Annotated in this window: 21 protein-coding genes; 9 read left to right on the top strand and 12 right to left on the bottom strand. The window is 72.4% G+C overall.

Going from position 1 to position 23,680, the window contains the following annotated elements; genetic code table 11:
- Nucleotides 1-67: 67 nt before the first annotated feature.
- Both IG62_RS0120375 and fdxA read right to left on the bottom strand, forming a co-directional pair.
- Nucleotides 68-1,165 (bottom strand): bifunctional succinyldiaminopimelate transaminase/glutamate-prephenate aminotransferase, encoded by a 1,098-nt coding sequence (locus IG62_RS0120375; RefSeq protein ID WP_030804901.1) that lies wholly within the window; start codon nt 1,163-1,165, stop codon nt 68-70.
- 149 nt (nt 1,166-1,314) lie between these two features.
- Entirely contained in the window at nt 1,315-1,635 is a 321-nt protein-coding gene (gene fdxA, locus IG62_RS0120370) for a ferredoxin (RefSeq protein WP_018089397.1), read from the bottom strand.
- A gap of 141 nt (nt 1,636-1,776) precedes the next feature.
- Here fdxA and IG62_RS0120365 point away from each other — a divergent pair, with 141 nt between their 5' ends.
- Both IG62_RS0120365 and IG62_RS0120360 read left to right on the top strand, forming a co-directional pair.
- Entirely contained in the window at nt 1,777-2,793 is a 1,017-nt protein-coding gene (locus tag IG62_RS0120365; RefSeq protein WP_030804897.1) for a GNAT family N-acetyltransferase, read from the top strand.
- A gap of 17 nt (nt 2,794-2,810) precedes the next feature.
- Nucleotides 2,811-3,680, top strand: coding sequence for a transglutaminase-like domain-containing protein (locus IG62_RS0120360; protein ID WP_030804890.1), 870 nt, complete (start codon nt 2,811-2,813; stop codon nt 3,678-3,680).
- Here the strand turns inward: IG62_RS0120360 and IG62_RS0120355 are convergent.
- From IG62_RS0120355 to IG62_RS0120315, 9 genes are all read right to left on the bottom strand, one after another.
- Complete coding sequence (locus IG62_RS0120355; protein WP_030804887.1) at nt 3,647-4,777, bottom strand: PP2C family protein-serine/threonine phosphatase; 1,131 nt, start codon at nt 4,775-4,777, stop codon at nt 3,647-3,649. The genes IG62_RS0120360 and IG62_RS0120355 overlap by 34 nt on opposite strands.
- 98 nt (nt 4,778-4,875) lie before the next feature.
- Nucleotides 4,876-5,481 (bottom strand): response regulator transcription factor, encoded by a 606-nt coding sequence (locus IG62_RS0120350; protein ID WP_030413945.1) that lies wholly within the window; start codon nt 5,479-5,481, stop codon nt 4,876-4,878.
- 54 nt (nt 5,482-5,535) lie between these two features.
- Nucleotides 5,536-6,777, bottom strand: coding sequence for a sensor histidine kinase (locus IG62_RS0120345; protein WP_037838776.1), 1,242 nt, complete (start codon nt 6,775-6,777; stop codon nt 5,536-5,538).
- A complete protein-coding gene (locus IG62_RS0120340) occupies nt 6,774-7,511 on the bottom strand; it encodes an ABC transporter permease (RefSeq protein ID WP_030804881.1) in 738 nt (245 codons plus the stop codon). The genes IG62_RS0120345 and IG62_RS0120340 overlap by 4 nt, the downstream gene beginning before the upstream one ends.
- On the bottom strand, nt 7,508-8,503 hold the full coding sequence (locus IG62_RS0120335; protein WP_030804878.1) for an ABC transporter ATP-binding protein: 996 nt from the start codon (nt 8,501-8,503) through the stop codon (nt 7,508-7,510). The genes IG62_RS0120340 and IG62_RS0120335 overlap by 4 nt, the downstream gene beginning before the upstream one ends.
- Before the next feature lie 181 nt (nt 8,504-8,684).
- Nucleotides 8,685-10,835, bottom strand: a complete 2,151-nt coding sequence (locus tag IG62_RS0120330; protein WP_030804875.1) for a hypothetical protein — start codon at nt 10,833-10,835, stop codon at nt 8,685-8,687.
- 218 nt (nt 10,836-11,053) lie between these two features.
- Complete coding sequence (locus tag IG62_RS0120325) at nt 11,054-11,581, bottom strand: DUF6113 family protein (protein WP_030804871.1); 528 nt, start codon at nt 11,579-11,581, stop codon at nt 11,054-11,056.
- A complete protein-coding gene (mshB, locus tag IG62_RS0120320; protein WP_030804868.1) occupies nt 11,578-12,519 on the bottom strand; it encodes an N-acetyl-1-D-myo-inositol-2-amino-2-deoxy-alpha-D-glucopyranoside deacetylase in 942 nt (313 codons plus the stop codon). Before mshB ends, IG62_RS0120325 begins: the two co-directional genes overlap by 4 nt.
- Before the next feature lie 146 nt (nt 12,520-12,665).
- Nucleotides 12,666-12,860, bottom strand: a complete 195-nt coding sequence (locus tag IG62_RS0120315) for a hypothetical protein (RefSeq protein ID WP_030804865.1) — start codon at nt 12,858-12,860, stop codon at nt 12,666-12,668.
- Between the two features lie 268 nt (nt 12,861-13,128).
- Here IG62_RS0120315 and IG62_RS0120310 point away from each other — a divergent pair, with 268 nt between their 5' ends.
- A complete protein-coding gene (locus tag IG62_RS0120310; RefSeq protein WP_030804862.1) occupies nt 13,129-15,297 on the top strand; it encodes a S9 family peptidase in 2,169 nt (722 codons plus the stop codon).
- A 16-nt stretch (nt 15,298-15,313) separates the two neighbouring features.
- Here the strand turns inward: IG62_RS0120310 and IG62_RS0120305 are convergent, their stop codons facing one another.
- Nucleotides 15,314-16,438: a hypothetical protein gene (locus tag IG62_RS0120305; RefSeq protein WP_234326637.1), complete on the bottom strand. Its 1,125-nt coding sequence runs from the start codon at nt 16,436-16,438 to the stop codon at nt 15,314-15,316.
- A 509-nt stretch (nt 16,439-16,947) separates the two neighbouring features.
- Between IG62_RS0120305 and IG62_RS0120300 the strand changes: the two genes are divergently transcribed.
- From IG62_RS0120300 to IG62_RS0120275, 6 genes are all read left to right on the top strand, one after another.
- On the top strand, nt 16,948-17,982 hold the full coding sequence (locus IG62_RS0120300; RefSeq protein ID WP_078865975.1) for an ABC transporter permease: 1,035 nt from the start codon (nt 16,948-16,950) through the stop codon (nt 17,980-17,982).
- A gap of 109 nt (nt 17,983-18,091) precedes the next feature.
- Nucleotides 18,092-19,891: an ABC transporter substrate-binding protein gene (locus IG62_RS0120295; protein WP_030804856.1), complete on the top strand. Its 1,800-nt coding sequence runs from the start codon at nt 18,092-18,094 to the stop codon at nt 19,889-19,891.
- A 142-nt stretch (nt 19,892-20,033) separates the two neighbouring features.
- A complete protein-coding gene (locus IG62_RS0120290) occupies nt 20,034-21,005 on the top strand; it encodes an ABC transporter permease (RefSeq protein ID WP_030804853.1) in 972 nt (323 codons plus the stop codon).
- A gap of 11 nt (nt 21,006-21,016) precedes the next feature.
- A complete protein-coding gene (locus IG62_RS0120285; protein WP_030804850.1) occupies nt 21,017-22,078 on the top strand; it encodes an ABC transporter ATP-binding protein in 1,062 nt (353 codons plus the stop codon).
- 12 nt (nt 22,079-22,090) lie between these two features.
- Nucleotides 22,091-23,224: an ABC transporter ATP-binding protein gene (locus tag IG62_RS0120280; RefSeq protein WP_030804847.1), complete on the top strand. Its 1,134-nt coding sequence runs from the start codon at nt 22,091-22,093 to the stop codon at nt 23,222-23,224.
- A gap of 84 nt (nt 23,225-23,308) precedes the next feature.
- Complete coding sequence (locus IG62_RS0120275; RefSeq protein ID WP_030804844.1) at nt 23,309-23,677, top strand: MerR family transcriptional regulator; 369 nt, start codon at nt 23,309-23,311, stop codon at nt 23,675-23,677.
- Nucleotides 23,678-23,680 lie beyond the last annotated feature (3 nt).

The raw sequence follows: 23,680 nt of genomic DNA, 5'->3' as shown, positions 1-23,680 counted from the left end.
GCGAACGACGCGCAGGGGCCCGGGGAGTGTTTCCCCGGGCCCCTGTATGTGTGGCGTCAGCCGGCGGTCACCCCGCCAGGCGGCCCACCGCGGCGGCCACCCGCTCGTCGGTGGCCGTGAACGCGATCCGGACGAACCGCTCGCCCGCGGCGCCGTAGAACTCGCCGGGGGCGACCAGGATGCCGCGCTCGGCGAGGGCGGCGACGGTGTCCCAGCAGGGCTCGTCGCGGGTCGCCCACAGGTACAGCGACGCCTCGCTGTGCTCGATGCGGAAGCCGGCGGCAAGGAGCGCCTCGCGCAGCGCCGTACGGCGGGCCGCGTAGCGCTCGCGCTGTTCCTGGACGTGCGTGTCGTCGCCGAGCGCCGCCACCACCGCGGCCTGGGTGGGCGCCGAGGTCATCATGCCGCCGTGCTTGCGGATCTCCAGCAGCGGGCCGAGGACGGCCGGGTCGCCGGCCAGGAAGGCCGCGCGGTAGCCCGCCAGGTTGGAGCGCTTGGAGAGCGAGTGGACCGCGACCAGGCCCTCGTACGAGCCGCCGTTGACGTCCGGGTGCAGGACCGAGACCGGGTCGGCCTCCCAGCCCAGTTCGAGGTAGCACTCGTCGGAGACGAGGAGCACGCCGTGCTCGCGGGCCCAGGCGACGATGCCGGTCAGCTCGTCCTTGGACAGGACCTTGCCGGTCGGGTTGGACGGCGAGTTCAGCCAGAGCAGCTTCAGGTGCGCCGGGTCCAGGTCGCGCGGGTCGTCGTAGACCTCGTGGTCGGCGCGGGCCAGACGGGCGCCCACCTCGTAGGTGGGGTAGGCCAGGCGCGGGTGGGCGACCTTGTCGCCGGGGCCGAGGCCCAGCTGGGTCGGCAGCCAGGCGACGAGCTCCTTGGAGCCGACGATGGGCAGGACGTGGTGGTGGGTGACCCCGCGGGCGCCCAGACGGCGCTCCAGCCAGCCGGTGATCGCGTCCCGCAGTGCCGGGGTGCCCCAGACCGTCGGATAGCCCGGGGAGTCCGCAGCGTCGATCAGCGCCTTCTGGACCAGCTCGGGGACCGGGTCGACCGGGGTGCCGACGGAGAGGTCGACGATCCCGTCCGGGTGCGCGGCGGCCGTCTTCTTGTACGGCTCCAGCTTGTCCCAGGGGAAGACCGGAAGGCGTGCGGAGACTGCGGACACGGGGTGGCTCACTTTCCTCGGTGCGGCAAACGCCTCGGTCCCGTACGGCGGCGATCAAGGCGATCGGGCCGTACGGGACCGTGGCGGCGCCGTGCGGCCGCTGATGACGCCGGGGAGGGGGAGCCGGCCGGCTCCCTCCGCCCGGGCGGTTACTGGTTCTGCGGCGGCAGCGCTGCGATGAAGGGGTGGTCGCGCTCGATCAGGCCGAGCTTGCTGGCGCCACCGGGCGAGCCCAGCTCGTCGAAGAACTCGACGTTCGCCTTGTAGTAGTCCTTCCACTCCTCCGGGGTGTCGTCCTCGTAGAAGATGGCCTCAACCGGGCAGACCGGCTCACAGGCGCCACAGTCGACGCATTCGTCCGGGTGGATGTACAAGGACCGGGAGCCCTCGTAGATGCAGTCGACCGGGCACTCCTCGATGCACGCCTTGTCCTTGACGTCGACACAAGGCTGCGCGATGACGTAGGTCACGCTGTCGTTCCTCCTCGTTAGGGCCGGCGGAACCGATTGGCGGTACCGCCGCAGGGCGCGCGGGAGCGCGGCGTCGTCGATGCCCGCCACCTAGTATCTCCGTTCCCGGGCACGAGACGAACAAGAGGGGCGGTTTGAGCGATGGAATTCCTGGCCGGCGGTCGCGCGGAGGTCCGCATCACCCGTGCTGACGTGGGCAAAAGGGTATCCGTCCGGCGCCTCACCGGGGACCGGGAGGGGGGAGCGGCGTTCACGGACGCGGTCGGGGTGCTCACATCGTGGGACGAGGGTGTGCTGAGCATCACACGCCGCTCCGGCGAGTGCGTACGGATCGAGGAGTCCTCGCTGGTCGCCGCCAAGGTCGTGCCCGCGGCCCGGCCCCGCAGGAAGGTCCCTTCCGCCGGCGCGCGTGAGCTCCAGGAGGTCGCGGCGCGCGGCTGGCCGGCCACCGAGACCGAGCGTCTCGGGGAGTGGACGCTGCGCGCGAGCGAGGGATTCACCCGGCGGGGCAATTCGGTGCTGCCGCTCGGCGATCCGGGGATGCCGCTGGACTCCGCGCTGGAGCGCATCGCGCAGTGGTACGCGGCACGCGGGCTGCCGCCGCTGATCACGGTCGCCACCGGCCGCCCGGACGCCGACGACGCGCTGGCCGCGGAGCTGGAGCGGCGCGGCTGGGCCGCCGAGGCGCACACCCGGGTCCTGATCTCGGCGCTGGCCCCGCTGGCCGACACCGACGCGGACACGGCCCGCGTCACGCTGTCCCGGGAGCCGGGCGACGCCTGGTCGGCCCTCTACAACCGGACCGGCGGCGCCGGCGGCCTCACCCCGACCGCGTGGAAGGTGCTGACCGGCGGCCCGTCGGTGTGGTTCGCGACGGTGCGGGGCGAGGACGGCGGCACGGCGGCCATCGGGCGGCTGGTCGTCGACGGCCGGTGGGCCGGCTTCGCGGCGATCGAGGTGGCCCCGGACGAGCGGCGGCAGGGGCTGGCCTCGCTGGTCATGGCGGCGCTCGCCGAACGGGCGCTGGACGAGGGCGCCTCCGCGGCGTACCTCCAGGTCGAGGCGGACAACGCGGGCGCGCTGGCGCTCTACGAGCGGCTCGGCTTCACCGACCACCACGGCTACCACTACCGGCGGGCCCTGCCCGGCGGGCGCTGAACGGGTATCGGTCGGGTATGGCATCCCGTACGCCTGAGGAACCCGGGCCGGAGCCGGACGCGCGGGCCGCGCGGCGGCGCCGGTTCGCCACGGCCGCCCGCGAGGAGCGGCCCGATCTGTCCCTGCTCTGCCTGCTGGTGGCGGCCGAGGCCGACCCCGGGCTGGACGAGGCGGGCCTGGACGCGGCCCAGATCGAGCTGGACCGGCTGGCCGGGCTGCTGCCGTACCAGCCGGCGGGCGGCCCGGGGGCCTGGGCCCGCAATCTGGCCGAGCTGCTCGGCACCCGCTGCGGCTTCGGCGGCTCGCCCGCCGACTACCGGCGGCTGTCGTCCTCGCTGCTGCACGAGGTGCTGCGGCGCCGCCGCGGTCTGCCGATCCTGCTGTCGGTGGTGTGGATGGAGGTCGCCCGGCGGGCCGGCGCACCGGTGTACGGGGTGGCGCTGCCGGGGCATTTCGTCGTCGGCTTCGGTGATCCGGCCGGGGCGCATGTGCTCGCCGATCCGTTCGCCGGCGGGCGGCTGCTCACCGACGAGGACGCGGCGCTGCTGGTCGCGGGGGCGACCGGCGGGCAGCTGACCCGGCCGATGACGTCCCCGGCCGATCCGCTGGAGATCGTGCTGCGGGTGCTCAACAACATCCGGGCCTGGGCCGAGGCCCGGCCCGAGCACAGCGCGGTGCAGCTGTGGGCGCTGGACCTGTCGCTGCTGCTGCCCAGCCGTCCCGCGCGGCTGCGCCTGGAGCGGGCCCAACTCCTGGTCCGGCGCGGGGAGTTCCTCGAAGGGGCGGCGGAGCTGACGGAGTACGCCGAGGTGGTGGCGGCGGTCGACCCGGCCGGTGCGGAGGCGATCCGCCGTCAGGCCGCGGCGGCCCGCGCGATGCTCAACTGAGCCGTCTCCGCCAGGCGGCCGACGACCAGGACCGTGGCGTCGTCCTTGAGGTCGCCGGCGGTGAAGCCCTCCAGGTCGGCCCGCAGCGTGCGGGCCAGCTCGGGCGGTTCCAGCCGGGTCCAGCCGGCCAGCCGCTCGCCGAGGGGGTAGAAGGTGCCGTCCGGGCCGCGCGCCTCGGTCACGCCGTCCGTGCACAGCACGATCCGGTCGCCGGGCTCCGGGCGGACCGGCACGCCGCGCCGTGGTTCGCCGCCGAGCGTGCCCAGGCCCAGCGGCAGCCCGCCGCCGTCCTGACGCTCGTACACCGCGCCGTCGCGGATCAGGTAGTACGGGATGTGGCCGCAGGACAGCACCCGGCCCCGCGGCGGCCCGGCCCCGCCGTCCCGCACCTCCATCAGCAGCGCGGTGACGAACCGCTCGTCGGTGCCCTGCTCGGCCGAGCGCGTGTTGTAGCGGGCCAGCGCCTGCTCCATCCGGTCGGCCACCGTCTCCAGGGCGTCGTGGTAGTGCGCGGCCTCCCGGAACGCCGCCAGCACCTCCAGCCCGGCGCCGATCGCCGGCATGCCCTTGCCCTGGACGTCGCCGATCATCAGCCGCAGCCCGTGCGGGGTGTCGACGGCCTCGTAGATGTCGCCGCCGACCCGGGCGCCTTCCTGGGCGGAGACGTAGAAGCCGTACGCCTCGACCGGCCCGGCGCGCAGCGGCAGCTCGCGCAGCATGGCCCGCTGCACGGTGTCGGCCACCAGGCTGGTCCGGGCGTGCAGCGCCTCCCGCTGGAGCCGGACGCGGCACAGCATCACGGAGAAGGCCGCCGCCAGGCAGGCGCCGAAGACGGCGGTGATCCGGCTGACCGGGGCCCAGTCGACAACGGTGAAGGTGTCGACGTACATCAGGCACAGCAGGTAGACGGCCGCGACCAGGACGGTCCGCCGGAGGGAGCAGCGCAGCGCGGCGTACAGCGGGGCGATGCCCAGGAAGGCGGACTGGTGCAGTTCGGGGCCGATGTCGACCGCGTCCAGGACCGTGACGCCGACGATCACGAGGATCAGCACCACGGTGGTGCCGCGGCCGCCCTCCGGGGCGCGGTTGAGGGGCATAACACTTCAAGCCTGCGGGACGGCACCCGACGGCGCACAGGGGAGGAGGTCCCGGGGCCGGCGGCCCGGGCGCACGGGGCCGGTGCGCCGAGGGGTGCTCAGAGCCAGCCCTTGTCGCGGGCCGTGCGGACCGCCTCGGCGCGGTTGCGGGCGCCGGTCTTCTGGATGGCGGTGGACAGGTAGTTGCGGACCGTGCCCTGGGAGAGGTGGAGGGCGGCGGCGATCTCGGCGTTGGTGGAGCCGTCCGCGGCGGTCCGCAGCACCTCCCGTTCGCGCTCGGTGAGCGGGCTGGCGCCGTCGGCCAGCGCGGCCGCCGCCAGCGCCGGGTCGATGACCCGCTCGCCGCGCAGCACCCGGCGCACCGCGTCCGCGAGCCGGGCCGCCGGGGCGTCCTTGACCAGGAAGGCGTCCGCGCCGGCCTCCATGGCGCGGCGCAGATAGCCGGGGCGGCCGAAGGTGGTGAGGATGACGATCTTCACGCCGGGCAGCTCGCGGCGCAGCGCGGCCGCCGCGTCCAGGCCGGTGAGGCCCGGCATCTCGATGTCCAGCAGGGCGACGTCCACGTCGTGCGCCCGCGCGGTGGCCACGACTTCGTCGCCGCGCGCCGCCTGTGCGACGACCTCCAGGTCCGCCTCCAGCGACAGCAGCGCGGCCAGCGCCTCCCGGACCATCGACTGGTCCTCAGCCAGCAGCACCCTGATCATGCCGGTCAGCTTAGAGGGTGTACGGGATCCGCCGGGCGGGCGTACGGCCGGTGGCTACGCCTGGTCCGGCAGCGGCTCCGGGAGGGTCTCGGCGGCGGACGGCGAGGGGGCCGGGGCGGCCAGCGGCACGTAGGCGCGCAGGGCGAAGCCGTGGCCGCGCGGGGCCGGGCCGGTCTCCAGCCGGCCGTCGGCCAGGGCCAGGCGCTCGCGCAGGCCGGTCAGGCCGTTGCCGTCGTGTCCGCCGCCGCGCGGCGGCCCGATGCCGTCGTCGATGACCGCCAGGCACAGGTAGCGCCGCTCGTCGGCCTCCCACTCCTCGGTCAGCAGCAGCTCGCAGCGGCGGGCGCCGCTGTGCCGGACGACGTTGGTCACCGCCTCGCGCAGCGCCCAGGCCAGCGCGCTCTCCTCATCGGCCGCGAGGCCCCGGTGCTCGTCGTCCAGCGCCGGGTCGACGGCGGCGGTGATGCCGGCGGTGCGCAGCGCGGCCCGGACCCCGGCCAGCTCGACGGCGATCCGGGGGCGGCGGTAGCCGGTGACCGCCTCCCGCACGTCGACCAGCGCCTGCCGGCTGACCCGTTCGATGTCGGCCACCTGGCGGGCGGCGTCGTCCGGGCGGTCCGGCAGCATCCGGCCGGCCAGCTCGCTCTTGAGCGTGATCAGGGAGAGCGAGTGGCCGAGGAGGTCGTGCAGGTCGCGGGCGAGCCGCAGCCGCTCGTCGTTGGCGGCGAGCCGGGCGACCTCCTGGCGGGCGGCGCGCAGCTCCTGGGTCGTACGGATCAGGTGCTGCACGCCGACCATCGCGAAGCCGCTGAGCAGGCAGGGCAGGGCGTACGCGAAGAGGTAGATCCGGGCGTCCGGGTAGCGCGTGCCGACCAGGATGAGGGTGGCGGTCAGTGCGGGGATGGCCCACCGGGACGTCCTAAAGGGCTGGGTGACCGCGACCGCGACGCACACGAACGTGAAGAGCACCAGCCAGTTCGGGCCGAGCGTCGAGGCCAGCAGCACGGCCAGCGCCGCGATGAGGACCACGGCCGCCCGGATCGCGCCCGAGGGCATCGGCCGGTGGGCCATGTGCCGGAAGACCAGGACGAAGTAGACGCCGACGAACGTCAGGAGACCGCTCCAGCCCAGCACCTCGCGGGCCAAGGACATCCCGCCCTCGGCCAGGCTGCCGATGGGGCCCGCGAGGTACCCGAACCAGATGACGATCCAGACGGACTTCACCAGCGCCTGGCGGCGGGTGCGCGGCGGGGTGCCGATCATCACCGGGTTGTCGTCGGTCTCCGGTCCGTTCATGCCCGGCGGGTGTCCTTCCGGTAGAGCCAGGCCGCGCCGCCGGCGAACAGCACCAGGTAGCCGGCGAGGATGGCGATGTCCTTCACGTGCGGCGCGCCACCGGCCTCGACGGCGGTGCCGAGCGCCGTGTACGCGTGGGTGGGCAGCCATTCGGCGATGTTCTGCACCCACTGCGGCAGGATCGTCAGCGGCATCCACAGGCCGCCGAGGAACGCCAGGCCGAAGTAGATCAGCATGGCGATCGGGCGGACCGCGTCACCGGTGGCCAGGTAGCCGATGGCGACGCCCAGGGCGGCGAAGACGAAGCTGCCGAGCCAGGTGCCGGCGGCGATCGCCAGCCACTGCCAGGCTTCCAGCCGGACGCCCTTGACGACCGCGGCGGCGAGCATGACCAGCACGATCGACGGCAGGCTGACGGTCGCGGCGGCGGCCATCTTGGCGGCGACGTAGCCGCGGCCCGGCAGGGCGGTCAGCCGCAGCTGCCGCACCCACCCCTTCTCGCGCTCCTTGGCGATGCGCTCGCTGTTGCCCAGCAGCACGGCGGTCATGGCACCGAATGCTGCCATGGACACCATGAAGTACAGCCCCATGTTCAGTTTCATGCCGGGGATCGGGGTGCTGTCCGCGCCGCCGGCGATGATCAGGTACAGCGCCGGCGGGTAGATCACCGAGAAGAACATGAACTTCTTGTTGCGCAGCGCGCGGACGATCTCCAGCTTGATCAGGGTGGTCATCGGGCCGCCTCCTCGGCGGTGGCGGAGCTCTGGTCGGACGCGGTGGTCAGGGCGATGAAGGCCTGCTCCAGGCCGAGGCCGGAGACCTCCAGGTTGTGCGGGTAGAGACCGAGGCGGTAGACGGCGTGCACGGTGGCGTCGGCGTCCTGGGACTGGATCCGGACGGTGCGCCCGGAGCCCGCGGCGGAGCCGCTGTGGGACACGGTCAGCGAGGTCAGGTGCGGCAGGCCCTGCAGCGCGGCGTGGTCGACCGGCTCGTCGAGGTCGAAGGTGACCCGGCGGGCACCGGCCCGGGCCTTGATCTCGGCGGCGGTGCCGTCCGCCAGCACCCGGCCGCGGTGCAGCACGATCACCCGGTCGGCGATCGCGTCGGCCTCTTCGAGGTAGTGGGTGGCGAACAGCACCGTGCGGCCCTGCTGGGCCTGCTTGCGCATCGCGCCCCAGAAGGTCTGCCGGGCCGTCACGTCCATGCCGGTGGTCGGCTCGTCCAGCACGATCAGGTCGTTGGCGCCGGCGGTGGCGAGCGCGAAGCGGACCCGCTGTTCCTGGCCGCCGGAGAGCTTGTCGACCATGCGGTCGGCGATCTCGGTGATGCCGGCGGTGGCCAGGACCTCGTCGAGCGGGTAGCCGCGCGGGTGCAGATCGCGGGCCAGCTTCACCAGCTCCCGGACCTTGACGCCCTCCATCAGGCCGCCGCTCTGCAGCATCGCGCCGACCCTGCCCTGTTCGATGGCGCGCTGCGGGGTGGTGCCGAAGAGGGTCACCGTGCCGGCGTCCGCGCCGCGCAGGCCGAGCAGCAGGTCGAGGGTGGAGGACTTGCCGGCGCCGTTCGGGCCGAGGAGGGCGACGGTCTCGCCGGGGTGCAGCTCCATGTTCAGGTCGGCGACCGCGCGCACCGCGCCGTAGCTCTTGCTGACCTGACGGAAGCTGACCACCGGTGCCCGGTCCGCCTCCTGGGCGGCGGTGACTGTGCTGGTCGCTGTCGTCGTCATGGTGCCAGCTTCCCGGTCGCGGCCCGGTGCCCGGCAGTGTCGGATGTACGCACTGCGGCATGACATCTGTCATGGGGGAGGCCCCCTAGGGGTTCTCCCGGGGCGGTGCGCCGGGAGTGCCTCCAGGGGGCCTCGGGCCCGTGGCCGGCCGGTCGCCCGGCCGGGTGCGTACGGTCCGCCGTCAGCCGTCCGCGCCGACGGTCTGGACCCGCTCGGCGGGGGTACGGCCGAGCAGTGCCTTGGCGACCGCGCTGGCCACCTCCTCGACGGTGATCGGCTTCTTCGAGCCGTCGCCCTTGGTGAGCAGGACGCCGTTGAAGGTGTCGCCGTAGAGCTGCTGCAGGGCGGCCCGGTCGTAGTACGGCACCAGCTCGCCGTTGCTGCCGATCTTGAACGACAGGAACTTCGGGATGGACTTCTGCGGGCTGAAGGAGACCGCGTGGGCGCCCGAACGGACCGTCACCAGGCCGGACATGGCGGGCTCGGCGTACTGCTTCATCGCCCGGTCCACCGCGGCCTTGCTCACCCGCGGCTGCTGGGTGCCGGCGGCGAGCACCACGGGGGTGTCGGTGCCGTTGGTGACCCGCTCGCGGTAGGCGTCGGCGACCTTCTGGCGGGACGCCTTGACGTCGATCGCCTTGTGCGGGACGCCGTAGTGGGGCACGGCCTTGCCGTTCTCGAAGGTGATCCCGCCGTCCTCGGCGGCGCCGCCGGGGCCGGCGATGTTCTCCAGCGCGACCGTCAGCTTCTCGTCGTCGACGACCATGGCGGGCTTGGCCGTCCGGTCGACGCCGAACAGCGAGCCGATGACGGAGACCGGGTTGTAGTCCCGGCCGGCCGCGTTGCGGACCGTCGCCTGCGGGTCGATGTCCAGGCCCGCCTTGGCCGGCAGCAGGGTCTCGGCCTTGCCGTCGACGGTGAGCTTGAGCGGCGCGGTGCGGCGGTCCTTGAGCGCCGACTCCAGCTTCTTGACGGCCTCTTCCTTGGAGGTGCCGCCGATGTTCACACCGAGCGCGGTGGTGCCGTTGGGCACGTCGGCGTGGTCGAGCAGCAGGCCCGCGCCGTAGGCGACGCCGGCCAGGACGACGACCGCGACGGCCGCCAGGACCAGCTTGTTGCGGCCCTTCTTGGGCGGGTTGATCGGCTCGGGGATCTTGGGCCGCGGCTTGGGGGCCGCGCTGTCGCCGTCACCCGGTGCGGAGGCGAACGGCGACGGGGCCGACGGGCCGTCGGATCCGGGCACCGCGGGAATGCCGCTGACCAGGGTGTCGCCGGACACCCGGTCGCGACGGCCGGGCCCCTGGCCCCGGGTGCCGCCCTTCGGGCCGCCGGAGACCGGGCCGGCCTGCGAGCCGGGCAGACCTCCCGAGATGCCGCCGGCGCCGAGGCCGCTGCCCGGGCCGGTCAGCGGTCCGGGGGCCTGCGGGGTGAGTTCGGCGGTGTCGTCGATCTTCGGTCCCGGGCCGCTGAAGCCGGGCGGGAGGTTGAGCGCCGAGTCGCCCTTGGCCGGACCCGTCGTGGGGCCGGCGGGTCCGCCCGGGCCGCCCACCGGGGCGTCGAAGGGGCTGTGGTCCGGGGCCACGCCGGTGGGCGCGTCGAACGGCGAGGCGCTGCCGTGCCCCGCGCCGTCGAACGGCGAACCGGCGTCCCGCGGTCCGCCGTCGAAGGGCGAACCGGCGTCCGGCTGCCCGCCGTCGAACGGCGAGCCGCCACCGGCCCTGCCGCCCTCGTCGAACGGCGAGCCGCCGCCCTGCGCCATGGGGGCGTCGGAGAAGTACGGCAGGTCGGGGCGCTGGGGCGCGCCGGTGCCCGACGGGCCGCGCGGCGGGGTCGGGCCGCCCGGGGCGGGCGGCGTGGGGTGCGATCCGGTGCTCGACGACGAGCCGGCCGCTCCGGGCGTCCCGGCCTGCGGCTTGCGCGGCGCGAACCAGTCGCTGGTCTTGTCGCCGCGGCCGCCCGTGGTGGCGTCGTCCGCGGCGGCCTCCGGGCGGGGGGTGCTGCCGGTGCGCTCGGCACCGCGCTCGGCACCGCGCGCCGGGCGCGGGGCGCCGCGGGAACCGCCGGAAGCGGCCGATGCGTTCATACCGGACTCCTCACCGACGGGCTTGCGCACGACGACCGGCGGGATCGGGCGGGAGCCCGGAATGTTGATCTTGATCCGCGTCGTCAGCGTGGTCTCGGTCTTGGGCTCCTCCGGCTGCGCCGCGGCACCGGGCGCCAGCACCTCGTCGGCGTCTCCCCTGGGCGAGCCGTACGGCGGCGTCCCCGACGGGTACGCGGCTCCGCCACGGCCCCGCGGGCCGGAGGACGAACTGTCAGATTCACGACTCAAAGCAGGTTCTCCCGGTTGGCGCTCCGCCGCTCGTCAGAGATGATCCCCGGCCTCAGGACCGGAGGGTGCCCCCAGGGCGGCGCGACGGCGCGCACCACCATACTGTCCGCCGCAGGCGGACACCCGGGGAGCTTACGAACACCGCCGCCATGGGCGAACCCCCCGCACCGGGGCCGTTCGCCCGGCCTCGCGCGGCATTCATCCTGGTATGCACCACGTCATCCGCCAACTCGGCCGGGCCGGGCGCCCATCGTGCGCATCTGGGCCGCGGTGGCACAGATCACAGCCACCACGATGCCGCCCAGCAGGAAGACGTAGGAGCCGACGCCGGGGCCGAAGAGGAAGTCCCCTTCCGGCCGGACGTCGCTCAGCAGCAGGAACACCGTCACCAGCCAGGCCGCGCCGGGCACCAGCGCGCCGGCGGTGGTGCCACTCGCCCGGGTGCCGCCGTAGAAGAGGCCGCCGACGGCCGCCAGTGCCAGCACCAATCCGCCCGGGAACCAGGCGGCTTGCACCAGCGTCCCGGCCAGCGCCACCAGCACGCCCGCGACCAGGAGCAGCACGTATATGCCGATCCGGCCGGGGGTGAGCGGTGCCGGCCCGGCCGCGGGCGCGGCGGGCGCGCCGGACCGCTTGCCGGGCCCGGACCCGCCGCCGGACGTCGCGCGGGAGCGCTGCCCCTTGGCCGCGCCGCCCTTGCCGTCGTCAGCGGCCGCGCCGCCGTTGCCGCCCTTCGCCGTGCTCATTCCGCCGCCTCCTCAATCCGGGCACTCTCCTCCATACCCACCATTTCGCCGATACCCGCGAAGAGGTCGTCCTCACGGTCCCCGGCCGCCGCCCCCGGAACTCCGTGCACCAGCCGATAGTGCTCCGTGCCGAACAGCGGCTGCCCCAAGTCGTTGGAGAGCGCGAAGAACGGCCCGTCGACCGCGATCTGGGTGTAGTGGGCGCGCATCGCCGCCGCCTTGGCGGCGGCGTACGCCGGGCCGCCGGAAATCGTGGCGGTGACCTCGGAGTCCGGCACCACCCCCGGTACGTCGTCGACGGTGGCCACGCCGGGGAAGCTGTGCCCGGCCACCTGCAGCCGTGCGAAGCCCTCCTCGACCACGGAACGGGGGTTGCAGTTCCAGTAAATCTTCCCGATCGCGTACGCGCCGCCCAGCTCCGGCCGGAAATCCGCCCGCGCGGCCAGCTCGGCGCCGCGCATGGCCACGCGGTGCGCCTTGATGTGATCGGGGTGGCCGTATCCGCCGTTCGGGTCATAGGTGACCAGGACCTGCGGGCGGACCTCACGGATGACGGCCACCAGATCGGCGGCCGCCGCGTCGAGCGGGGCCTGCCAGAAGGAGTCGGGCCGGTCGTTCTGCGGGGCGCCCATCATGCCGGAGTCGCGGTACCGGCCCGGCGCGCCGAGGAAGCGGTGGTCGGTGACGCCCAGCTCGGCCATGGCGGCGGCCAGCTCACCGACGCGGTGCGGGCCGAGGGTGTCGTCCCGGTCCGGCGCGAGGTGCGCGAGCTCGGACGGGATCACCTCGCCCTCCTCGCCGCGCGTGCAGGTGACGAGGGTGACCAGCGCGCCCTCGGCCGCGTACTTGGCCATGGTCACGCCGTTGTTGATCGACTCGTCGTCCGGATGGGCGTGGACCAGCAGGAGACGACGGGCGGAGGGAGGGTGCGCGGTCATGCGGACAAGCCTACGAGCCGCCGCCGGCACCCTCACCCCGCGCTCGGTCCGCCGGCCGGGGACCGGCCGGCGGACCGCTCAGGACGTACCGCCCGGCACGTGCCGCTCAGCACGCACCGCTCCGTACGTTGCCCGGAACCCGCTGCTCAGAACTTGATGCCGCCGATCATGCTGGCGACGTTGGTCGTCAGCTGCTTGACCGACGGTGCGATGGACGAGCTGGCCAGATAGAAGCCCAGCAACATACAGACGAAGGCATGCACGGCCTTCAGCCCGGACTTCTTGACGAGCAAGAAGACGATGATCGCCAGCAGCACCACCGCCGAAATCGAGAGTGCCACGGCGGCTCACCTCCAAGTATCCACGGCCCGAACAGAGTTGATGGCGCACGGACCGCCGTCGCGGACCCGTGCACCGGGGTATGCCAAGGGCTCTTTACCCCGTACCCACTACGCGCAAGGGATCATAACTTTCCGTCCAAGCGCATAAGTCGGAGCACGGAAGCAGAGCGGGGGCGCACACGATCTTCACGAGCGCGACACGGTGAGCCGGGCAATCCCCCGCTGCCGAACCGGCCCGATCCGGAGACACCTCGCCTAGGCTCGGCCCATGACCGGACAGCCTTCGTTCCCGCGGCAGTACGCCCGTACGCAGCGCTTCACCCTGGGCGCCCCGCGCAGCTACACCGTCTCCCCCGACGCCGCCCGGATCGTCTTCCTCCGTTCGCCTTCGGGTACCGAGCGCAGCCAGCAGCTGTGGGTGCTGGACCTGAACGAGGGGCGGGAGTTCACCGCAGCCGATCCGCAGGCGCTGCTGGCCGGCGCGGAGGAGGACCTCTCCCCCGAGGAGCGGGCCCGCCGCGAGCGCAGCCGGGAGAGTTCGGCGGGCATCGTGGGCTATGCCACCGACGCCGCCGTGGAGTTGGCGGCGTTCCCGCTCTCCGGCCGGCTGTTCGTCTCCGAGCTGCGGGCCGGCACCACGCGCGAACTTCCGGTGCCGGGCCCGGTGGTGGACCCCCGCCCCGCCCCGGACGGCCGGCATGTGGCCTTCGTGGCGGAGGGCCGGCTGCGGGTGGTCGCGGTCGACGGCGCGACGACGTCGGACGGCGGCGGGACGGCCGACCGGGTGCTGGCCGAGCCGGACGGGCCCGAGGTGACCTGGGGCCTCGCGGAGTTCATCGCGGCCGAGGAGATGGGGCGGTACCGGGGCTTCTGGTGGTCCCCGGACAGCGACGCGGTGCTGGCCGCACGGGTGGACGAGGCGCCGGTGCGGCGCTGGTGGATCTCCGACCCGGCGCACCCGGACCGCGAGCCCGCCCGGATCGCGTACCCGGCCGCCGGCACCGCCAACGCCGAGGTCTCGCTGTCCCTGTTCGGTCTGGACGGCTCGCGCACCGACATCGACTGGGACCGCGGCCGCTACCCCTATCTCGCCCGCGTGCACTGGTCCGCGGCCGGCCCGCCGCTGCTCCTCGTCCAGGCCCGGGACCAGCGCGACCAGCGCTATCTGACGGTCGACACCGCGACCGGTGCGACCCGGACGGTGCACGAGGACGAGGACGAGGCGTGGGTCGAGCCGTTCCCCGGGGTGCCGGCCTGGACGCCGGACGGCCGGCTGGTGCGGATCGCCGACGAGGGCGGCGCGCGCAAACTGTTCGTCGGCGACCGGCCGCTGACCGGGGCGCCGCTGCACGTACGGGCGGTGCTGGACATCGGCGAGGAGGACGTGCTGTTCTCCGCGAGCGGCGCCGACATGCACGACATCGGCGTCTACCGCGCCTGGTTCCGCGGCAGCGGCGACCAGGGCGGCTGGGAGCGGGTGGGCGACCGGCCGTACCCGACGGTGTCCTCCGCGGTGCGCGGCGGCGCGCTGACCGTGCTCTCCCAGACGTCGCTGGAGCGCCCCGGCACCCAGGTGGACGTGGTCCGGCTGGACCCGGACGGCGGGGAGAAGACCCTCGCCACGATCGGCTCGTACGCCGAGGAGCCGGCGCTCACCGCCCGGCCCCGCCTGGTCCTGGCCGGTGAGCGGCAGATCCCGTGCGCGGTGCTGCTGCCCGACGGTTATGCGGAGGGCGACGGTCCGCTGCCGGTGCTGCTGGACCCGTACGGCGGTCCGCACGGCCAGCGGGTGGTCGCCGCGCACAACGCGCATCTGACCTCGCAGTGGTTCGCCGACCAGGGGTTCGCGGTGATCGTCGCGGACGGCCGGGGCACCCCGGGCCGCTCCCCCGCCTGGGAGAAGGCGGTCTCCCGGCGGCTCGCCGAGATCACCCTGGACGACCAGGTCCACGCCCTGCAGGCACTGGCCGGATCCTTTCCCCTGGACCTCGACCGGGTGGCGATCCGCGGCTGGTCCTTCGGCGGCTACCTGGCGGGGCTGGCCGCGCTGCGCCGGCCCGATGTCTTCCATGCCGCGGTGGTCGGCGCCCCGGTGACCGACCTCCGGCTGTACGACACCCACTATCAGGAGCGGTACCTCGGCCATCCGGACGAGGAACCGGCGGTCTACGCGGAGAACTCGCTGGTCACGGACGAGGGGCTGGCCGGGGCGCGGGAGCCGCACCGTCCCATGCTGATCGTGCACGGCCTGGCGGACGACAACGTGGTCGTGGCCCACTCCCTGCGGCTGTCCTCGGCCCTGCTGGCGGCCGGCCGCCCGCACGAGGTCCTGCCACTGTCCGGGGTGACCCATATGACGCCCCAGGAACAGGTGACCGAAAACCTACTGCTGCTCCAGGTGGACTTCCTCAAGCGGTCGCTGGGAATGCGGCGTTGAGCGTGCCGTCCCGTGCTCACCACCCCGGCGGCAGAGTGGTCGGCGGGGGTGGGGCGTGCGGTGGGCGGGCCTCGCCCGGGGCGGAGCCGTAGGCGCGCAGCTCGTCGGGGTCCGCGGCGGGCGGTGGCAGGCCGGGCCGGGCCGCGGCGATCAGCACGACCGGGCCCGCGGCCGCCGACAGGGCCGCCGCGGCGAGCCCGAGCTGGACCCCGCCCGGCAGTACCGCCAGCCGCCCGAACTGCCCGGCGCGCGCGGCGAGGGCGAGCGTCACCGCGCCGTGCACCGCCAGCAGTGACCCGGCGGCGGCCGCCGCGGGCCGGGTCCAGGCGGCCCGGCGGAACGCGGCCGCCGCGGCGGCCAGCGCCAGCACCGCCAGCACGGCCGTCTCCCAGTCGGCCGGGGGCTCCAGCAGGGCCCGTACGGCGCCCGCCCCGCCGGTCAGCCGCCTGCCGTACGCCTCGCCCCCGAGCCGTACCCAGTGGTGGACCTCACGGGCCGTCAAGGCCACTCCGGCGGCGCCCAGGAGGAGGCCCGCAAGGACCGCCGGCCCCTTGTACGGGCGGCCGGCCGGGCCGGGGCCCGCCCCGTACGGCACCGCGTGCACGACCCCGTACGCCGAGGACGCCACCTCGGGCAGGGCGTCGGCACGGCGTCCGCCGGACCGGCCCGGCCGCCCGCGCCGCCGGACCGCGCCGGCCGCCACCCCGCACAGCACCGCCGCCGCCACGAGCTGGGCCGCGGCGGTCGCCCGGGCCCACGTCGGCAGCCCGCCGTCCGGGCCGGGCAGCGGGGCCGCGGCCGTCGTCCACAGCACCGGCAGCCGCAGCAGGACGAGGCCGGCCGCGAGGGAGCACAAGGCACCGGCGGCCACGGCCGGGGCGGGGGCCCGGCGCCGTACGGCCGCCGCGGCGGCCGGTGCGCCGAGCACCAGCAGCGGGTCCAGGGCCGAGGTGGCCCAGACGGTGTCCCCGCCCGGGCGGAGGGCCGCGCCGCACCAGTGCCGCCACAGGTCCGCGCCCTGCCCGGCGACGGCCAGGTCCCGGGCGATCCAGCCCGCGCCGGAGAGCGCCAGCAGCACGCTGAGCCAAGTGGTGGTGCGGCGCATGCCGTTGGTGAGAAAGCTGTCCCGCTCTGTGGACACGGCCCGTCCCCCGTCCGTGTCGGTGTGCCGGGTGGCCTGGGGCGCCGCGGGGACGCGGCGTCCACCGCAGATCTACTCCAGTACCGGCGCGGGCACAACAGACCGGGACGGGGTACGGGGTGGGCGGGCCGTCGCACCGCAGGGACAAAACCCCCCGAAAAGGCAACCGGCCGGGCCGCCCTCTGGCGTCCCGGCCGGTCCACGGCACCCGCACGGCCGTACGTTGTTCATCATGGCGCGTCCGTATATCGGTGTTGCGACAGTGAAGTTGCCTTCACGTTAAAGCGGTTGGTGGCGATATGTCCCCCATGCCGGATATCCCGCCCACCTGTCAAGCACGCACTGGCGTCGATCTGCGCAATGTTCGCTCAAGAAGTAGACGACCTGTTCGCGAGCACACCCGATCCCCTTGACTCCGCCATAAATCACTTGCGAAAGTCCGCACATCCAGCGGTGCGAATCGACACCGCTTCACGTTCCAAGAGAACTCGGCGCGGGGGCACTTCGCGATGACTAGTCCATCCCAGACCGCCGCTGACAGGTCCGATACCCCAGGACTTGGATCCGGCGGCCTGAAGAAGGAAAAGAAGGGCAAGGGCGGTGAGCTCGTCGGCCGTTCCCCCGGCCAATTGATGTGGACGCGCTTCAAGCGCGACCGCACCGGCATGATCTGCGCGATCGTCGTACTCGCCTTCTTCGTCATCGCGGCGCTGGCCCCGGTGATCAGTGCGCTGTACGGCAAGGACCCGTACACCCTCTACGGCAGCGATGACCCGAATCTGCTCGACGAATTCGGTTATCCGGCCGGTCCCAACGGCGGGATCTCCCCGGAACATTGGTTCGGCATCGAACCGCAGCTGGGCCGCGATGTGTTCATGCGGCTGGTCTACGGCATGCGGATGTCGCTCGGCATCTCCGTCGCGGTGACCCTGCTGACCGTGCTCACCGGCATCATCATCGGTATCACCGCCGGCTACATCGGCGGCAAGACCGACTACTTCCTCAGCCGGGTGATCGACTTCCTGCTGGCGTTCCCGAGCCAGCTGACCTTCGTGGCCTTCATGCCGGTCGTGGTGGCGCTCTTCGTGCCGCCGGGCGACGAGACCCCGACCTACGTGCGGGTCTGCGCGCTGATCATCGTGCAGTGGTCCCTGGGCTGGATGGGTCTGGCCCGACTGCTCCGCGGCCAGGTGCTCTCCCTGCGCGAGCGGGAGTTCGTCGAGGCCGCGAAGATCACCGGCGCCTCGCCCTGGCGGATCATCCGCAAGGAGCTGCTGCCGAACGTCGTCACCCCGGTGCTGGTGCAGGGCACCTACATGCTGCCCCTCTTCGTGACCGCGGAGGCGGGTCTGTCCTTCCTGGGCGTCGGCATCGTCGAGCCGACCCCGGACTGGGGCGCGCTGTTCCAGGCGGGCGCGCGCTTCTACGAGAACGACCCGACGTTCCTGCTCATCCCCGCCGTTGCCATGGTGGTCTTCGTGCTCTGCTTCAACCTGCTCGGAGACTCGGTACGCGACGCCTTCGATCCCAAGTCCGGGCGCTGATCGTCCACTTGAGGGGGCTTGCTGTCACCCCACCCGTCCGGGCCTGTCCCGGGATGCGTCAGACAGCACATCTGGACCCACCAACTGACAGGCAGGTGCTTGGAACCCCATGAACGCACTTTCTACGCGCAGAGCACGCGCGGTGATCGTGGCCCTCGCGGCCGGATCGCTCGCGCTCACCGGCTGCAGCGGCGGCAGCAACAACAACAAGGACAAGGCGCAGACCGACGCGGACGCCGCGGCCCAGGCCAAGACGATCCCGATGGGTACCGCCGCCGACTCCACCGGCCCGGCCGTCGCCGTCAAGGGTGCCCACAACGGCGGCACCATCCGCGTGTACCAGCGTGACAGCTACAACCACCTGGACCCAGGTCAGATGTACGTCAGCGACATGAAGGCGCTGTCGCAGCTGATCTTCCGCGGGCTGACCGCCTTCAAGCAGGACGACCAGGGCAACGCCAAGGTCGTCGGTGACCTGGCCACCGACGCCGGCCAGATGTCCGACGGCGGCAAGACCTGGAAGTACACGCTCAAGGACGGCATCAAGTTCGAGGACGGCAAGCCGATCACCTCGAAGGACATCCGCCACTCCATAGAGCGTCTGTACGCCAAGTTCATCACCGACGGTCCGACCTACGTCCAGACCTGGCTGTCGGGCGCCGGCACCACCTACCGCAAGGCGCTGCCGGACGGTCCGTACAAGGGCGACCACCTGCCCAAGAGCGTCCTGGACACGCCGGACGACAAGACCGTCATCTTCCACTTCAAGAAGCCGCAGTCGCAGCTGCCGTACGCGCTGACGATGCCCGGCTACAGCGTGGTCCCGGACAGCGCGAAGGACACCAAGGACGCCTACGACGTGGCGCCGGTGTGCTCCGGTCCGTACAAGATCGCGTCGTTCAAGTCCGGCAAGTCCATGCAGCTGGTGCGCAACAAGAACTGGGACGCGAAGACCGACCCGGTCCACCACCAGTACCCGGACGGCTTCAACATCACCTTCAACCACCAGGCGTCGGACTCCACCAAGCGCCTGATGGCCGACCAGGGTGAGGCCAAGAACGCGGTGAGCTTCACCAACGCGGTGGACCCCACGCTGACCAAGGACGTGCTGAACAACGCCAGCGCCAGCAAGCGCATGGTGCAGGGCTACCAGCCCTACGTCTGGCAGATGAACTTCAACATGGACCGCCTCAAGGACAAGCGGATCCGTGACGCGATCACCTACGCGCTGCCGGACCAGCAGCTGGTCCGCCTCAACGGCGGCAGCTACGGCGGTGAGATCGCCGGCGGTCTGCTCGCCCCGACCGTCGCGGGCTACAAGAAGGGCTACGACCCCTACGGCAAGCTCTCGCACCCCAACGGTGAGCCGGAGAAGGCCAAGAAGCTCCTCAAGGAGGCCGGCAAGACGGGCATGAAGCTCGTCTACGCGTACTCCAACACCGAGTCCCGCCAGAAGGAAGCCGTCGCCATCGAGGACGCGCTGACCAAGGCCGGCTTCAACGTGCAGAAGAAGGAGGTCGACGCGGCCTCCTGGTACGAGCAGATGGGCAAGGTCGACAACGGCTTCGACATCTACATGACCGGCTGGGGCCAGGACTGGCCGGACGCCTCGACCGTGATCCCGCCGTCGTACGACGGCACCACGATCCAGGACGGCGCCTCGAACTACTCCCACGTCAACGACAAGCACGTGAACTCCGAGATCGCCCGGATCTCCGAGATCACCGACGTCAAGAAGGCGACCGAGGAGTGGCAGAAGCTGCACCAGTACATCGTGGAGAAGGTCAACCCGGCCGCGCCGGCCTTCTACACCAAGGTGCTCCAGCTGTACGGCTCGAACGTCGGTGGCGTCCGCTACAACCTGGACGTCAGCTACCTCGACCCGAACACGCTGTACCTGAAGAAGTGACCCGAGCGGTTGCCCCGTAAGGCAATCGCCTGACGAAGGCACTCCGGAGAGCGCGCACACGGCGGAACGCGCGCTCTCCGGGGCCTTCGTCCGCCACCCCTCACGCCCACTGCCGCCGCCGTCCTGAGAGCAGCGAACTGCCATGCTTCAATTCCTATTTCGCCGGACGTTCGGCGCTGTTGTCATCCTTCTCCTGCTCAGTGCCTTCACCTTCTTCGTGTTCTTCGGTGCCGGTGACCCGGCGGCGATGTCCTGCGGCAAGAACTGCACCGCGGACAACATCGCGCTGATCCACCAGAACCTCGGCCTCGACAAGCCGCTGACCACCCAGTACTGGGACTGGCTGGTCGGCATCTTCGCCGGCCGGGACTACTCCATCGGCCACTGCAGCGCCCCCTGCTTCGGCTACTCCTTCGCCACCAAGCAGGACGTCTGGTCCACGCTGATCGACCGGCTCCCCACGACCGCCTCGCTGGCCATCGGCGGCGCCGCGGTGTTCCTGACCGTCGGTCTGGCCACCGGCCTGCTCGCCGCCTACAAGCGCGGTTCGATGCTCGACAAGGTGCTCACCTCCATCTCGATGGTGCTGAGCTCGGCGCAGATCTACATCCTCGGCCCGATCGCGCTCGGTCTGTTCGTCTACAGCGGCCTGATGGACTCGCCCAAGTACGTGGACTTCACCTCGGACCCGGCCGGCTGGTTCATGGGCCTGCTGATCCCCTGGATCGTGATGGCGACGATCTTCACGGCGCAGTACACCCGTATGTCCCGCTCGACGATGATCGAGCAGCTGCAGGAGGAACACGTCCGGACGGCCAAGGCCAAGGGCATGTCCAGCAGTTACGTCTTCCTGCGCTACGCCTGGCGCGGTTCGCTGATCCCGATCGTGACCATCCTCGGCATGGACCTCAGCTCGCTGTTCGGCGGCGCGATGATCACCGAGTTCACCTTCCAGCTGGCCGGTGTCGGACGGCTCGCGATCGACTCCGTCATCACCCTTGATCTGCCCATGGTCCTGGGCGTGCTGGTCTTCAGCGCCGCCCTGATCCTGGTGTTCAACATCATCGTGGATGCGACGTACGCCTTCATCGACCCGCGCGTGCGCCTGTCCTAGGAGAGCCTGAAGTGACCACACTCACCAAGACCGAAGGCACCACCGTGCCGGCCGGGTCCGACCCCTTCCTGTCCGTTCGTGACCTGCACGTGCGGTTCTCCACCGAGGACGGCATCGTCAAGGCGGTCGACGGTCTCTCCTTCGATCTGGAACGCGGCGAAACGCTCGGCATCGTCGGCGAATCGGGCTCCGGCAAGTCGGTGACCAACCTGGCGATCCTGGGTCTGCACAACCCCAAGGCCACCGAGATCGGCGGCGAGATCCACCTGGACGGCCAGGAGCTCACCGGGGCCAAGGAGAAGACCCTGGAGAAGCTCCGCGGCAACAAGATGGCGATGATCTTCCAGGACGCGCTGACCGCGCTGTCGCCGTACTACACGGTCGGCCGGCAGATCGCCGAGCCGTTCATGAAGCACACCGGCGCCAGCAAGCGCGAGGGCCGGCAGCGCGCCATCGAGATGCTGACCAAGGTCGGCATCCCGCAGCCCAACCTGCGGGTGGACGACTACCCGCACCAGTTCTCCGGCGGTATGCGCCAGCGCGCCATGATCGCCATGGCGCTGGTCTGCAACCCGCAGCTGCTGATCGCCGACGAGCCGACCACCGCCCTCGACGTCACCGTCCAGGCGCAGATCCTCGACCTGCTCAAGGACCTCCAGCAGGAGTTCGGCTCCGCGATCATCCTGATCACCCACGACCTCGGCGTGGTCGCCAACACGGCGGACAAGCTGCTGGTGATGTACGCGGGCCGGGCGGTCGAGCGGGGTTCCGTCAAGGAGATCCTCACCCAGCCGCGGCACCCGTACACCTGGGGCCTGCTCAGCTCGATGCCGCGGCTCTCCTCGGACGTCACCGAGGCGCTGCACCCGATCCCGGGCTCCCCGCCGAGCCTGCTGAACCCGCCGTCCGGCTGCCGGTTCCACCCGCGCTGCGGCTTCACCGGCGAGGTCGGCGGCAGCCGTTGCACCGACGAGCGGCCGCCGCTGGCACCGGGCCGCGCCGCCGCGTGCCATCTGACCGCCGAGCAGAAGCAGACCGTCTTCATCGAGCAGATCAAGCCCCGGCTGGGCTAGGGAGCGACCACCATGACCGACAACGCCACCCTCCCGGCGCCCCGTGGCGCCGCGCCCGTGCAGGGCGAGCCGCTGCTCACCGCCGAGGGCCTGACCAAGCACTTCCCGATCTACGGCGGCTTTCCGTTCAAGCGGCGGGTCGGCGCGGTGCAGGCCGTCGACGGCGTCGACCTGACCGTGCACGCCGGGGAGAGCTTCGGCCTGGTCGGCGAGTCCGGCTGCGGCAAGTCCACCACCGGACGGCTGCTCACCCGGCTGATGGAGCCGACCTCCGGCAAGATCACGTACCAGGGCCAGGACATCACCCATGCCGGCCGCAAGGACCTGGCGCCGATCCGCTCCGAGATCCAGATGATCTTCCAGGACCCGTACGCCTCGCTCAACCCGCGGCAGACGGTCGGCACGATCATCGGCGGCCCGATGGAGATCAACGGGATCAACCCGCCCGGTGGCCGGGAGAAGCGGATCCGCGAACTCCTGGAGACCGTGGGCCTGAACCCCGAGCACTACAACCGCTTCCCGCACGAGTTCTCCGGCGGCCAGCGGCAGCGCATCGGCGTCGCCCGGGCGCTCGCCCTGCAGCCGAAGCTGATCGTCGCCGACGAGCCGGTCTCCGCGCTCGACGTGTCCATCCAGGCGCAGGTCGTCAACCTGCTCCAGGACCTCCAGCGCGAGCTGGGCATCGCGTTCCTGTTCATCGCTCACGACCTGGCGATCGTGCGGCACTTCAGCGAGCGGGTCGCGGTGATGTACCTCGGCAAGATCGTCGAGGTGGGCAGCCGCGACGAGATCTACCACCGGCCGCGCCACCCGTACACCCACGCGCTGCTCTCGGCCGTGCCCGAGGCCAAGTTCGTGGAGAGCGAGGAGGAGGAGCGCGAGCGCATCCGCCTCGCCGGTGACGTGCCCTCGCCGGTCAACCCGCCCTCGGGCTGCCGCTTCCGCACCCGCTGCTGGAAGGCGCAGGAGAAGTGCGCGACCGAGGAGCCGCCGCTGATCCAGCTCGGCGGCAACGCGGAGGGCCACCTGACGGCCTGCCACTTCCCCGAGGAGCCGACGACCGCGGCCCGCGAGGAGGACATCATCCTGGACCCGGCGCTGGCGGCCATCGAGGAGGCCGCGGCGGAGTCGGAGTCCACCGAGTAACGCGGACGCGACGGCCCGGCGCCGCCGTGGCGGGAATGATCCCCGCCGCGGCGGCGCTGTCGTTTCCACAGGAGGTGGGTGCCGATGCGGATCGGGGAGCTGGCGGAGCGTACGGGCACGCCCCGGCGGCTGTTGCGGTATTACGAGGAGCAGGGGCTGATCGTCTCCGACCGCTGCGCCAACGGCTACCGCGCCTACGACGAGCCGACCGTCGACCGGGTGCTGCAGATCCGGGGCCTGCTGGACGCCGGGCTGCCGACCCGGATCATCCGGCAGATCCTGCCCTGCCTGGACGGGCCCCGGGCGATCCACTTCCCGGACGCCACCCCGGAGATGCTCGCCACCCTGGAGCACGAGCGCGACCGGATCACCGAACGCATCGAGACCCTGCGCCGCAACCGCGACGCCATCGGCACGTACCTCGCGGTCGTGCGCGGCGGCGTCCGGGCCTGAGGC

The organism is Streptomyces sp. NRRL S-337 (genome assembly GCF_000720175.1).
Classification (GTDB): Bacteria; Actinomycetota; Actinomycetes; order Streptomycetales; family Streptomycetaceae; genus Streptomyces; species Streptomyces siderophoricus.
Note: the sequence above shows the minus strand (reverse complement) of the source record. Positions and strands in the feature narration are given on the sequence as shown.